Origin of the sequence: Mesorhizobium sp. M0060 (assembly GCF_040323155.1) — a bacterium.
Classification (GTDB): Bacteria; Pseudomonadota; Alphaproteobacteria; order Rhizobiales; family Rhizobiaceae; genus Mesorhizobium.
In genome coordinates this window covers 466,227-479,233 of the sequence record NZ_JAMYUP010000001.1, presented here as the reverse complement: position 1 = coordinate 479,233, position 13,007 = coordinate 466,227, and the positions used below count along the sequence as shown (strand labels likewise).

The 13,007-nt window shown below is 63.1% G+C and carries 12 protein-coding genes and 1 other RNA gene; 3 read left to right on the top strand and 10 right to left on the bottom strand.

Annotated features, from left to right (window positions below; genetic code table 11):
* Positions 1-198: 198 nt before the first annotated feature.
* The 6 genes from recR to ffs all read right to left on the bottom strand — a co-directional run bounded on the left by recR (position 199) and on the right by ffs (position 5,700).
* Positions 199-804 carry a recombination mediator RecR gene (gene recR / locus NKJ94_RS02210; RefSeq protein WP_352448580.1) on the bottom strand — a complete coding sequence of 202 codons (606 nt, stop codon included), beginning with the start codon at positions 802-804 and terminating at the stop codon, positions 199-201.
* A 388-nt stretch (positions 805-1,192) separates the two neighbouring features.
* Positions 1,193-2,131: a cell wall hydrolase gene (locus NKJ94_RS02205; protein ID WP_352522750.1), complete on the bottom strand. Its 939-nt coding sequence runs from the start codon at positions 2,129-2,131 to the stop codon at positions 1,193-1,195.
* Positions 2,132-2,268: 137 nt separating this feature from the next.
* Entirely contained in the window at positions 2,269-2,637 is a 369-nt protein-coding gene (locus tag NKJ94_RS02200) for a hypothetical protein (protein WP_352522749.1), read from the bottom strand.
* A 596-nt stretch (positions 2,638-3,233) separates the two neighbouring features.
* Entirely contained in the window at positions 3,234-3,557 is a 324-nt protein-coding gene (locus NKJ94_RS02195) for a YbaB/EbfC family nucleoid-associated protein (protein WP_023719593.1), read from the bottom strand.
* 115 nt (positions 3,558-3,672) lie between these two features.
* Positions 3,673-5,499, bottom strand: a complete 1,827-nt coding sequence (locus NKJ94_RS02190) for a DNA polymerase III subunit gamma/tau (protein ID WP_352522748.1) — start codon at positions 5,497-5,499, stop codon at positions 3,673-3,675.
* A 104-nt stretch (positions 5,500-5,603) separates the two neighbouring features.
* An RNA gene (ffs, locus tag NKJ94_RS02185) (signal recognition particle sRNA small type) lies at positions 5,604-5,700 on the bottom strand.
* A gap of 418 nt (positions 5,701-6,118) precedes the next feature.
* On the opposite strand from ffs, the gene NKJ94_RS02180 reads away from it, so the two are divergent.
* From NKJ94_RS02180 to NKJ94_RS02170, 3 genes are read left to right on the top strand one after another with little or no spacing between them, the layout of a single operon-like run.
* Positions 6,119-6,538: an HIT family protein gene (locus NKJ94_RS02180; protein WP_352522747.1), complete on the top strand. Its 420-nt coding sequence runs from the start codon at positions 6,119-6,121 to the stop codon at positions 6,536-6,538.
* 53 nt (positions 6,539-6,591) lie between these two features.
* Positions 6,592-7,533 carry an NAD(+) diphosphatase gene (nudC, locus tag NKJ94_RS02175; protein WP_352522746.1) on the top strand — a complete coding sequence of 314 codons (942 nt, stop codon included), beginning with the start codon at positions 6,592-6,594 and terminating at the stop codon, positions 7,531-7,533.
* Between the two features lie 26 nt (positions 7,534-7,559).
* Complete coding sequence (locus NKJ94_RS02170; RefSeq protein ID WP_023676866.1) at positions 7,560-7,862, top strand: Dabb family protein; 303 nt, start codon at positions 7,560-7,562, stop codon at positions 7,860-7,862.
* Positions 7,863-8,066: 204 nt separating this feature from the next.
* Here the strand turns inward: NKJ94_RS02170 and NKJ94_RS02165 are convergent, their stop codons facing one another.
* The 4 genes from NKJ94_RS02165 to NKJ94_RS02150 form a co-directional block, all read right to left on the bottom strand.
* The gene (locus NKJ94_RS02165) at positions 8,067-9,008 is read right to left on the bottom strand and encodes a 2-hydroxyacid dehydrogenase (protein WP_352522745.1); all 942 of its coding nucleotides are present in this window, start codon (positions 9,006-9,008) and stop codon (positions 8,067-8,069) included.
* Positions 9,009-9,101: 93 nt separating this feature from the next.
* Entirely contained in the window at positions 9,102-10,733 is a 1,632-nt protein-coding gene (locus NKJ94_RS02160; RefSeq protein WP_352522744.1) for an ABC transporter ATP-binding protein, read from the bottom strand.
* Entirely contained in the window at positions 10,730-11,869 is a 1,140-nt protein-coding gene (locus tag NKJ94_RS02155) for an ABC transporter permease (protein ID WP_352522743.1), read from the bottom strand. Before NKJ94_RS02155 ends, NKJ94_RS02160 begins: the two co-directional genes overlap by 4 nt.
* Positions 11,869-12,963 carry a microcin C ABC transporter permease YejB gene (locus tag NKJ94_RS02150; protein ID WP_352522742.1) on the bottom strand — a complete coding sequence of 365 codons (1,095 nt, stop codon included), beginning with the start codon at positions 12,961-12,963 and terminating at the stop codon, positions 11,869-11,871. The genes NKJ94_RS02155 and NKJ94_RS02150 overlap by 1 nt, the downstream gene beginning before the upstream one ends.
* Positions 12,964-13,007: the final 44 nt, after the last annotated feature.

Below are 13,007 nucleotides of genomic sequence, written 5' to 3'. Positions count from 1 at the left end.
CCCCTCTGTCCTGCCGGACATCTCCCCCCACTTGGGGGGAGATTGGCAGCTTTGACGATGGCGCCTTTTCTCCGGCGCTGGAGGTTGGCGAAAGCCGGCGTGACATCCAATCTCCCCCCAAGTGGGGAGATGTCCGGCAGGACAGAGGGGGGCGCGACGGAACGCAATCATCTCGGAAGCACTCTCCCCCCAACTTCCTCAAAACACCGTCCGCGAGCGCAGTGCGGCGGCCAGCGTGCCTTCGTCGAGATAATCGAGTTCGCCGCCGACCGGAACACCGTGCGCCAGCCGCGTCACCTTGATGTCGAAGCCGGAAAGCTGGTCGGTGAGGTAGTGCGCGGTGGTCTGGCCCTCGACCGTGGCGTTGACCGCGAGGATCACTTCCTTGACTTCGCCGCCGGCGACGCGATCGACCAGCGAACGGATGTTTAGCTCATCAGGACCAATGCCGTCGAGCGGCGACAGCGTACCGCCGAGCACATGGTAGCGCACGTTCATGGCTGTCGCCCGCTCCAGCGCCCAAAGGTCGGCCACGTCCTCGACGACGATGAGCGTAGTGGGGTCGCGGCGCGGGTCGGTGCAGATCATGCATGGATCTGAGGTATCGACATTGCCGCAGGTCGAGCAGATGCGCACCTTGTCGACCGCCTCGCCCATGGCGGCGGCGAGCGGCGCCAGCAGCTGTTCCTTCTTCTTGATGAGGTGGAGCGCGGCGCGGCGTGCCGAACGCGGACCGAGCCCCGGCACCTTGGCCAGCAGCTGGATCAGGCGTTCGATCTCGGGACCGGCGATTCGCTTCGACATCGCACCGGTTTAGACCATGATCCCGAAAAGTGGAAACCGGTTTTCGGAAAAGATCATGGTCAAACAAGACGATAGAGCCCCATTCCGATCTATCGGAATGGATCCGGCTCTAGGATTTTTCAACCGGCTTTGGAACACTGCTGAGGCGCGTGCTGTTCGACGCGCAAAGAGGCAATCGCTTTAGGTTTGCGCCGCCCCTCATTGCCCTGCCGGGCATTTCTCCCCGTATAGTGACGGGGAGAAAGGGCCAACCGCGACCTCGGCACCCTTTTTGCAGCGCCGGAAATTGGCGAAATCCTTTGCAAAGGCGTCCTTCTCCCCGTCACTATACGGGGAGAAGATGGCGGCAGCCAGATGAGGGCGGCGGCGCCCTCAACAATCGACCGCCTCAGTTTTCTTCCAGTGGCCGGGTCTGGCCGGCGATCATCGCGCCGATGGCGTCGGTGTTCTCGGGCGTCGCCTCGAACGACATTGTCGGCTCTGCCGGCGCGGCCTGGAAGGAGGTGACAGGCCGCGCGCTCACGGTTCCACCGAAGCGGGCCGCATCCGGCTCCTGCATTGGTTCTTGCAGCGCTACAAGCATCGGCTTCTCCGGTGTCGCCCTCGCCGCGGTTGCCATCCCGGCAGTCACCCTTGTCTGCTTTGCCGGCTGCGATGCCGCGGCGGTCACATAGGTCGCCTTGGCGAATGTCGGCTTGGCGCTGCGTGCCGGCTCCGCCGAGGCGACAAGTATGGCCTGAGCGGCAGGCGCTTGCGGCTTGGCCTGGGCCACGGCGACTACCGGTTCGTCCGGCAGCGGCTGCCAGTTGCGGCCGCGCTTTTCATAGAAGGCATTGCCGCCGGCGACCATGGTGTAGTGCATGTTCTTGTAGGGGAAGCGCAGGCCGGCGGTGTGGAAGAACATGGTGTTCTTCAGCTTGGCTTTGCGCTCGCCCTTGAGCACCGCCTCGGCGGCTTCCTCGACGTCGGGCATCGCCTTCGAATTCATCGGCCGTGTCATGACGCCCGGCGCGAACTGCCCGCGCTCGCCAACCACTTCGCAGATGGTGCTGCCGTGATTGCCGGACCGCAGCCGGTTCATCACCACCGTGCCGACCGCAATCATGCCGTCACGGCTCGACCGGTTGGCCTCGAAGAACATTGCCCGCTCCAGGCACTCCTTTTCCTTCGGCGTGGAATTGTAGGAGCGCGAGTTCAGGAAACTCGGCGTAATGGCATCGGTCAGGCTGGACATGCCGTGCGAGGCGGTCTGACTGCAGGCGGCCAAAAACAGCGGCGAGATAACGACGCCGAGCCGCAACGGCGTCTTCCATCGGGTAGAGATCAACAGGTGTCCCCTCAATTCTGCTGCCAGCCCGCCCCTGGTTGCGGCAAGAATGAGACACTTTCAGGCAAAAAGATGGCTAAAGCGTTATTAAGTGTGGGGAGTTGCCCAATAGACACAGCTTGGCGGGCAAGACTGGCCTATCTGCCTGCCGGTACGACCGCCGGTTGCCCGGGCTCGTATTCTTCGAATTCCTCCGAAAACAAGCCGCGCCGCAGGAACAGGCTCCGCGCGTCCCTTGCCTTCGGCGCGATCTGCCGCGGCCAGCCGCTATCGACGAACTCGGCCCTGGTGAAGTCTGGCGTTGCCGCGCAGGCAGCCTCCAGCAACTCGGCGACTTCCAGCACGATCGCGCGTTCATCGTTCGACAGCACCGGCATGGCGATCTCGGCGGACGGACGATGGACGAAATCGTCGAACAGGTTGAAATAGCCGCTGATCCCGACGAGATCGACGGCGTCGTCGCAATAGGCAAGGATATCCAGGATCTCGTAGATCCGGTTTCGCACGCGCTGCTCTATCGGCCTGGCGGACGGCTCCTCGGTCATGGCGCCGCTGAAACGCTAAAGTTCAACTCTAGTGAAAACCTGACGAATGGTATCCGAAACTCAACTACTGCTCAGGGTGGAAAGCGGCCGCCGAGTACTCGTTCAACAGATGTCTGGAAGTACCCCTTTTCAGACCTTCATTGGTGGAGATACACTCGCTTAGCCGCACACTCCGGATTTGCCTAATGGCCGCAGCACCGAAAAATTCTTGGATAGTCGCGAGCGACGTAAGTGACCGGGACGGAATCGGCGTCGAGCTTTTGATTGAAGGCGACCTTGTATTGGAGATTTTTCGTGATGACACAAAGCGTGCCAGAGAAGTAACCCTCTACCGAGCGGACATTCCGTTGGAGTAGAGGAGGCCATTGCGAGGTTCAAAAGTGAGATTCCGTGGGATTTTCTGGATTAATCAATCGGCGGGGATTTCATTGTTTCGCGATAAGTATTGAACGTCACCTTTTCACCCTTTTTGAGCCGTTCAGCGGCATTCGCCCGAGCGACTTAAAGGGTCGAACCCTGCCATCCCTCGCGGGGTACCAAATGTCAGGTTTTCATCACTAGAACGGCAGCTTCATTCCCGGCGGTATCGGCAGTCCCGCGGTCAGCGCCTTGGTCTTCTCCTGCATGGTCTGCTCGACCTTGGTCCTGGCGTCGTTGTGGGCAGCGAGGAGCAGGTCCTCGAGAATCTCAACCTCGTCCTCCTTGAACAGCGACGGGTCGATCTTCAGCGACTTCATCTCGAATTTGCCGGTCAGCGTCACGCTGACCAGGCCGCCGCCGGCCTGCCCGGTGGCTTCCAGCGTGGCGATCTCGTCCTGCATGGCCTGGAACTTGGCCTGCATTTCCTTTGCCTTGCCCATCAGGCCAAGAAGATCTTTCATCGCACGGTCCTTTGCAGTTGGTGCTGGTTGCTGTTGTATCTCTATTTGAGCATGATCTTCGCCGAAAAACCGGTCCCACTTTTTGCTACGCTGACCTTCGGTTCGGGATCATGCTCTAGGTTTCGTCGTCGTCCGACGGCGGCTCGACCGGCACTTCGGCCTCGGCCGCATCGGCTTCCGGCGCGTCGGGAATGCGCACGTCGATGATCTTGGCGCCGGGAAAGCGCGCCAGGATGGCGGCGACGGTCGGGTCGCTCTTGGCATCGAGGAAGGCGTTTTCGCGCTTTGTCGATTCCATCTCGGCCAAGGTCTGGCCGCCCTCCTCCTTCGACAGCGACACCAGCCAGTTGCGGCCGGTCCAGGCGCGCAGCTTGGCGGTCAAATCGTTGAGCAGCATCTTCGGCGCATCGTCGGTCAGGCTGACGTCGATACGGCCGGGCTCGATGCGCACCAGCCTCACGCAGCGCTTCACCAGCACCTTGAAGGCCATGTCGCGCTGGGCGTCGGCAAGGGCGACAATGTCGGCCAGCGATTTCACCGGCACCGGCGGCGCCTCGTCCACAGGTTTCGGCACTGCGACGAAGGCTGTGGGTGTCAGCTCGGCCTCGACCAGCCGCATGGTCTGCGCGCCGCCATTGGCAGTCGGCATCCGCGCCTGCGCAACGGCACTGGCACCACCGCTTGCAGGCCCATGGTTTGCTGGGCCGGGGCTTGCCGGTGTGCCATTCGCGCGCGGCGCGGCACCCGGCGGGGAAAAGCCGTTCTCCAGCGATTTCAGCGCCTCGTCCAGCGTCGGCAGGTCGGCGGCATGCGCCAGCCGGATCAGCACCATCTCGGCGGCACTGACCGGGCGGTTGGAGGTCTGCACCTCGGGAATGCCCTTCAGCAGCATCTGCCATGTCCGCGACAGCACCTTGACCGACAGCGTCTTGGCGAAATCGGCGCCGCGCCGGCGCTCGTCCTCGGACAGCGAGGCGTCGTCGACGGCCGCCGGCACGAAACGCAGACGGGTGACCAGATGGTTGAACTCGGCAAGGTCGGTCAGCACCGCTGCCGGATCGGCGCCGGTATCGTATTGGGCGCGGAATTCGGCAAGCGCGGCGGCGATGTCGCCCTTCATGACATGTTCGAACAGGTCGACGATGCGGGCACGGTCGGCCAGGCCGAGCATGGCGCGCACCGCCTCGGCGCTGACCGCGCCGCCGCCATGGGCGATCGCCTGGTCGAGGATGGACTGCGCGTCGCGCATCGAGCCTTCGGCCGCGCGCGCGATCATCGCCAGCGCATCGTGTTCGACTTCGATGCCCTCCAGACCGGCTATCCTGGCAAGGTCGGCCTTGATCATTGCCGCATCGATGCGCCTGAGGTCGAAGCGCTGGCAGCGCGACAGGACGGTGATCGGCACCTTGCGGATTTCGGTGGTGGCGAAGATGAATTTGACGTGCGGCGGCGGCTCTTCCAGCGTTTTCAGCAGGCCGTTGAAGGCTTGCGTGGAGAGCATGTGCACTTCGTCGATGATGTAGACCTTGTAGCGCGCCGATACCGGGGCGTAGCGCACGCGCTCGATGATGTCGCGGATGTCGTCAATGCCGGTATGCGAGGCTGCGTCCATCTCGATGACATCGACATGGCGGCCTTCCATGATCGCCTGGCAATGCTCGCCGAGCACGGCAAGGTCGACGGACGGCTGGTCGACGGTGGCGGTCTTGTAGTTGAGCGCCCGCGCCAGGATGCGCGCGGTCGTCGTTTTGCCGACGCCGCGCACGCCGGTCAGCATCCAGGCCTGGGCGATGCGGCCGGTGGCAAAGGCATTGGTCAGCGTGCGGACCATCGGCTCCTGGCCGATCAGTTCGGAGAAATTCGACGGTCGGTATTTGCGCGCCAGCACGCGATAGGCGGCAGGCTTGCCCGACTTCCCGGCCTCGTTTCCGGCTTCGCTCATTCGCCCGTTAAGCTCCCAGGGCTGCCACTGGAGGCGGCCGATTCCTGCGCATAGTTTCGCCCGCACGGCTTGGCGCCGTCAATGTCGGGGCAAAAGGCGAAGAGGCGGGAGGCTGGAACAATGACCCGTTCCGGGCTCGTTAGGGCTGCTTCCTTCCGGACCTGACCCGGTTGGCGAGTGGATCGTCCACCACCAACCTCCCGCTCCCCATATCGGCAATCCGGCGATGAAATGCAAGTGCGGATGATAGAGTAGTGAAGGACGGCGAAAGCTGAAACAAAAACCCGCCTCGGCGGGCGGGTCGCTGGCGCCAATAAGCACCATATGGAAATTAATAGCATAGCTGCCGGCACAAAGCAAGAACAAAATATGACTGCGGTCAATTTTTTACCTCGGTGCTGCCCCTCATTTGCCTGCCGGCACCTTCGCCCCGTGAACAACGGGGAGAAGGTAACGGTGAGGGGCAGCGCAAACCTGAAGCGATTTGCCCCAGGCCTGAATTCTTCGCCGGACAATCAGCGCCACGATGGCCAATGTTTGCCTGCTGCCCCTTGCGGCCCCCCGGCAGCCGCTCTAGCGTCCATAAAGTTCAAAAAACGTCATAATCGAGGAAACGCCAATGCTGCCGGGCCTCAAGGCCGGATTCACGCTTGACGCGCGGCTGGAAGCGGACAGCGAGCAGCTGATGTGGCTCGGCCTGTGCGAATTGCGCGTTATGAACGACCGCCGCTGGCCGTGGCTGCTTTTGGTGCCGCAGCGGCCGGGCGCCGAGGAAATCCACGACATGACGCCGCTCGACCAGGCGATGCTGACCTTCGAGACCAACATGGTGGCGCTGGCGCTGAAGCGGGTGACCGGCTGCACCAAGATCAACACCGGCGCGCTGGGCAACATCGTGCGGCAATTGCACGTGCATGTCATCGCGCGCTCGGAAGGCGATCCCGGCTGGCCTGGCCCGGTATGGGGGCACGGCCTGCGCGAGCCCTACCAGCGCTCCGACCTTCGCCGGTTTGCGGAAAAGATCAAGGCAGCGCTATAAGCCTCTCCCGTGTCCATCGTGAACCTGTCCATCTTGAACCTTCCCGAGTCTGCATGAGCTTCAGCCTGTTTGACGCGCCCGTGCGCGAGCCGAGCCAGTTCGTCGGCTTCGCCGGCAACATTATCGACCGGCAGTCCGAAAACCGCACCGACGATTCCGTCGAAAAGGCGCTCGCCGATCCCTCGGCGCGGCTTTTGCTGATGCATGGCGGCCGGCTCTATCTGAAGCTTGCGCAAGGCGCATTCGATCCCTGGTTCGGCGCGGCCGAAAGCCGGCCGCTCGAGGCATCGCTCGAAAACGGCGTCCTGCTCGGCTTTTCCGAAAGCGGCCCGGTGCTGGCGGTGCCGGCCGGGGTCGAGCCCGAGCAGCTTCCCGAGACGATCAAGGCCATCGACTATCGCTCGGTCTATATGCAGGGGCTGATCGACGAAGCAGCGGCCGGCGCGCTGGCGCAAGGGGCGGCCCTGCTCGCCTGGCATGCCAGCCATCACTTCTGCAGCAAATGTGGCACCGAAGCCGAGATGCGGGCCGGCGGCTACAAGCGGCATTGCCCGGCCTGCGGCACCGAGCACTTTCCGCGCACCGACCCGGTGGCGATCATGCTGACGGCGACGCGTGAAAAATGCCTGCTCGGCCGCGGCCGGCATTTCGGGCCCGGCATGTATTCGGCGCTCGCCGGTTTCATCGAGCCGGGCGAGACGATCGAGGCGGCGGTGCGCCGCGAAACGCTGGAGGAAGCCGGCATCAGGCTCGGCCGCGTCGTCTACCATGCCAGCCAGCCCTGGCCGTTCCCCTATTCGCTGATGATCGGCTGCTTCGGCGAACCGCTCAACGACGACATCCATCCCGATCTCAACGAGTTGGAAGATTGCCGCTGGTTCTTTCGCGACGAGGTGCTTTCGATGCTGGCCAGGGAGCATCCGGGCGGCCTGGTGACGCCGCCGAAGGGGGCGATCGCCTATAACCTGATCCGCGCCTGGGCCGACAGCGCGTAACAGGATCGACATCGCAGGAGCAGAAAATGATCCGTCACACCGTCGTGTTCACGCTGAAACATCCGCCGCATTCGCTCGAGGAAAAAAGGTTCCTCGCCGACGCCAAGAGAATCCTCACGGCGATAAAGGGCGTCACGCATTTCGAGCAATTGCGGCAGGTCAGCCCCAAGAACGACTACCGCTTCGGCTTCTCGATGGAGTTCGCCGATCAGAGGGCCTATTCCGGCTATAACGACCACCCCGACCACGTCGCCTTCGTCCGCGACCGCTGGATCCCTGAGGTCGAGGCGTTTATGGAGATCGACTACGTGCCGCTCGGCTGGGGCTGAGACTGGGACGATCGCCATGCCCGGGCCTCAGGCGGCTGCAACGTGGATTTGGCGAAGATCGGGGCCTCGACAGCAAACACTGCCGCAGCCGACCGACGCGGCGCTCTAGAACGGTTCATCGTTTCACGGAAACGCCGAACCGGTCCATCTTTTTGTTGACGCAATTCCGGACGGAAAACCGTTCACACTTTTCCTGGAATTGCTCTAATACCCCGCGTCGCGATCCACCACATTTTCCAGCGCTTCGCCGCGCTCGAAAGCGTCCATCTGGCGCAGCATGATCGGCGCCAGGTGGACCGGATCGGAGGTCGCCGCCGCATGCGGCGTCACGAACACTTTCGGGTGGCTCCATAGCCGGCTGGTCTTCGGCAGCGGCTCGACCTCGAACACGTCGAGGCTGGCTTCCTTCAGCGCGCCGTCGTCCAGCGCGCGCAAAATGTCGGCGTCCTTTTGCAGCCTGCCGCGTCCGGCATTGATCAGCACCGAGCCGCCGAGGCCGTTGCGCTTTCGCAGCTCCTTCAGCACGCCATGGTTGATGATGCCTTGCGTCTGCGGCGTCAGCGGCAGAAGCACCACCAGGATGTCGGTAGCGTTGAGGAACGGGATCAGGCCGGCCTCGCCCGTATAGGTCGAGACACCTTGCATCGGCCGGTCGCTGCGCGACCAGCCATTGACCGGAAAGCCGAGCGACAAAAGCACCGACGCCGCCGCGCGGCCAAGCGTGCCGAGCCCCATAATGCCGACAGAGATGTCGCCGGCCGGCCGCTGCGGCGGCTCGTGCCAGATCTTCTTTTGCTGCTGGGCGCGGTAGAGCATGCCCTGGCGATGGTGGTCGAGCACCCGCCAGACGACGTATTCGGTCATGTATTGGGTCAGGTTGTCGGCCACCACCTTGACGACCGGTACGTCGGGCAAGGTGGGATCGGCGAAAATGTGGTCGACGCCGGCGCCGATCGAGAAGATGGCGCGCAAATTGGGCAGCGACGACAAGAGGTTAGGCCGCTGTTTCCACACCACCGCATAGGTGATCGAAGGATCGCCGGCGCCATTCGGCTCGAGCACCACCTCGCGCTCCGCCGACAGCAGCTCGCGCCAGCGCAGCGGATGAATACCGGTGAGGGCAAGCAGGATGCGGCCTTTTTCCATTGCGGATTTTTTTCCTTTTACCAACAGCGTTCGCGTCCCAACGTGCAAGGGCGCTGCAGCGTTTTGATTTTGTGCATGATCGTCAGCGAAAATCTACTCGCTGACGATGCCGACCGGCGCCGTTTCGATCTTGAAGGCGGCCGAGATCAACGCCCTTGTATAATCGGTCTGCGGGTTGCCAAAAATCTGTTCCGAAGGGCCGGCCTCGACGATCCTGCCATTGCGCATGACGATGACGTCATTGGCCAGCGCGCGGATGACCCTCAGATCGTGGCTGATGAAGAGGTAGGCGAGGTCGTGCTTGGCTTGCAGGCTGCGCAGCAGGTCGACGACCTGCGCCTGCACGCTCATGTCGAGCGCCGAGGTCGGCTCGTCCAGCATGACGAAGCGCGGGTTGAGCACCATGGCGCGCGCAATGGCGACGCGCTGGCGCTGGCCGCCGGAGAATTCGTGCGGATAGCGGTTGCGCGTCGCCGGATCGAGGCCGACTTCCCCGAGCACGTCGACAACGCGCTCGTCGCGCTCATCGGGCGACAGCTTCGGCTCGTGGATCTTCAGCCCTTCCTCGATGATCTCCGCGACCGACATGCGCGGGCTGAGCGAGCCGAACGGATCCTGGAAGACGATCTGCAGTTCGCGCCGCAGCGGCCGCATTTCGTTGAAGGACAGCTGATCGATGCCGCGTCCGTTGAACTGGATGTTCCCGGTCGACGAGATCATCCTGGCCAGAGCCAGGCCGAGTGTCGTCTTGCCGGAGCCCGATTCGCCGACGACGCCAAGCGTCTGGCCGGCCCGCACGGTGACGTCGATGCCATCGACCGCCTTCACATTGTCGACGGTGCGCCGGAAGAAACCCTTCTTGATCGGGAACCAGACTTTGATGTCCTTGCCGACCATCACCGGCTTGGCTGCTTCGTTGGCCGCCGGCGGCTTGCCTTTCGGCTCGGCGGCAAGCAGATGCCGTGTATAGGCGTGCTGCGGATTGGCGAATATCTCTTTGGTCGGCCCGGTCTCGACGATCTTGCCCTTGGTCATCACGCAGACCCGGTCGGCGATCTTCCTGACGATGCCGAGATCGTGGGTGATGAACAGCATCGACATGTTCTTGCGGCTTTTCAGGCCGGCGAGCAGTTCGAGGATCTGCGCCTGGACGGTGACGTCGAGCGCCGTCGTCGGCTCGTCGGCGATCAAGAGTTCAGGCTCGTTGGCCAGCGCCATGGCGATCATGACGCGCTGGCGTTGGCCGCCGGAAAGCTGGTGCGGATAGGCGTCGAGCCGTTTCTCCGGCTCGCGGATGCCGACCTCGTGCAGAAGTTCCAGCGTGCGCGCCTTGGCGTTGCGATCCCCCAGCCCCTGGTGCAGCTTCAGGACCTCGACGATCTGCTGCTCGATCGTGTGCAGCGGATTGAGCGAAGTCATCGGCTCCTGGAAGATCATGGTGATCTTGTTGCCGCGCACGCGGCGCAATTCCTTCTCGTCGGCAGCAAGCAGGTCGGCGCCGAGGAACTGGATCTTTCCCGACGGATGGCTGGCGGTCGGATAGGGCAGCAGCTTCAGCACCGACAACGCGGTGACCGACTTGCCGGAGCCGGATTCGCCGACTAGCGCCACCGTCTCGCCCTTGGCGAGGTCGAATGAGATATGGTCGACCGCGATCGACTGATTGCCGCCTTGCGTGAAGGCGACGCTGAGGTTCTGGACCGAGAGCAGCGGGGTATCGCTCATCTGAACGTCTTGCGCGGATCGAAGGCGTCGCGCGTCGCCTCGCCGACGAAGACCAGCAGCGACAGCATCAGCGAGATGACGACGAAACCGGAAATGCCGAGCCATGGCGCGTTGAGGTTGCGCTGCGCCTGCTTCAACAGCTCACCCAGCGAGGCGGCGCCGGGCGGCAGACCGAAGCCGAGATAGTCGAGCGAGGTCAGCGTCGAGATCGAGCCACTGAGCAGGAAGGGCAGGAAGGTCAGCGTCGCCACCATGGCGTTGGGCAGCAGATGCCGGAACATGATGGTGACGTTGGATACGCCGAGCGCGCGCGCCGCGTTGACATATTCGAAGTTGCGGGCGCGCAGGAACTCGGCCCGCACCACGCCGACCAGCGCCACCCAGGAGAACAGCAGCATCAGCCCGAGCAGGATGAAGAAGCCGGGCGGCAGGATGGCGGCGACAATCAGCAGCAGATACAGCACCGGGATCGCCGACCAGATCTCGATGAAGCGCTGGAACAGAAGGTCGGTCCAGCCGCCGAAATAGCCCTGCAGAGCGCCGGCCGCCACGCCGATCAGCGCCGAGCCGGCGGTCAGGATCAGCCCGAACAGCACCGAGACCCTGAAGCCGTAGATGACGCGCGCCAGCACGTCGCGGGCCTGGTCGTCGGTGCCCAGCCAGTTCCAGTTGCCGACGATGCAATTGGGGTCCGCCTCGCCTTTCGGATACTGGTTGCAGCGCGTCTTCTTGTCGTAGAGCCAGGACGGCTTGGTCGGTGCTGCCTCTGGAATGGCGTTGTTGACGGTCTGGTAGGAGTAGCGCACCGGCGGCCAGATCATCCAGCCATTGGCATTGATCTCGTCCTGGATGACCGGATCGCGATAGTCGGTGACCGCGTAGAAACCGCCGAACTTCTCCTCGGGATAGGCGACCAGGACCGGAAACAGGATCTCGCCCTTGTAGGAGGCGATGATCGGCCTGTCGTTGGCGACCAATTCCGAAACCAGCGACAGCACGAACAGGAACAGGAATATCCACAACGACCAGTAGCCGCGCCGGTTGGACTTGAAGTTCTGCAAGCGCCGTTGGTTGAGCGGCGACAGAAAGGGCCGCGCGATCCGAGCCGGCGCCGTTTCGACCGTGGCCTGCGCCATCAGACGTCTCTCCGCTCGAAATCGATGCGCGGGTCGACCCAGGTGTAGATCAGGTCGGACAGCAGCCCGACGAACAGGCCAAGCAGCGAGAAGATGTAGAGATTGGCGAAGACCACTGGATAGTCGCGCTGCACCACCGAGTTGAAGCCGAGCAGGCCGAGGCCGTCGAGCGAAAAGATGTTCTCGATCAGCAGCGAGCCGGTGAAGAAGGCCGAGATGAAGGCGCCGGGAAAACCGGCGATGACGATCAGCATGGCGTTGCGGAAGACGTGGCCATAGAGCACCTGCCGCTCCGACAGGCCCTTGGCGCGGGCGGTGACGACATATTGCTTGCGGATTTCCTCGAGGAAGGAATTCTTGGTCAAAAGCGTCGTCGTGGCGAAGGCCGACAATACCAGCGCGGTCAGCGGCAAGGTCATATGCCAGAAATAGTCGACGATCCGCGCCGGCCACGACAGCTGGTCCCAATTGTCGGAGGTGATGCCGCGCAGCGGAAACCAGTCCCAGAACGAGCCGCCGGCAAACAGCACCATCAGCAAGATGCCGAACAGGAAGCCGGGAATGGCGTAGCCGACGATGACGACGCCGCTGGTCCAGACGTCGAAGGTGGAGCCGTCCTTGACCGCCTTGCGGATGCCGAGCGGGATCGAGATCAGGTAGGACAAAAGCGTGATCCACAGCCCGATCGAGATCGACACCGGCATCTTCTCCAGGATCAGGTCGAGCACCGAGATGTCGCGGAAATAGCTGTCGCCGAAATCGAAGCGGAGATAGTTCCACAGCATCATGCCGAAGCGTTCGAGCGGCGGCTTGTCGAAGCCGAACTGCTTCTCCAGCTTCTTGATGAATTCCGGATCGAGCCCTTGCGCGCCGCGGTATTTCGAGCCGACGTCGCCGGCGACGTCGACATTGCCGCCGCCGGCATCGCCGCCGCCGCCGCCGAGGCGATCGCTGCCGCCCTGGTTCGTCAGCCTGGCGATGACCTGCTCGACCGGTCCACCTGGAGCGAACTGGATGACGGCGAAGGACACCGCCATGATGCCGAACAGGGTCGGGATCATCAACAGGATGCGGCGCAGTATATAGGCGCCCATCAGTTTTTATCCTCCTTGAGGACGACCATTGTGTCTGAAGGTGC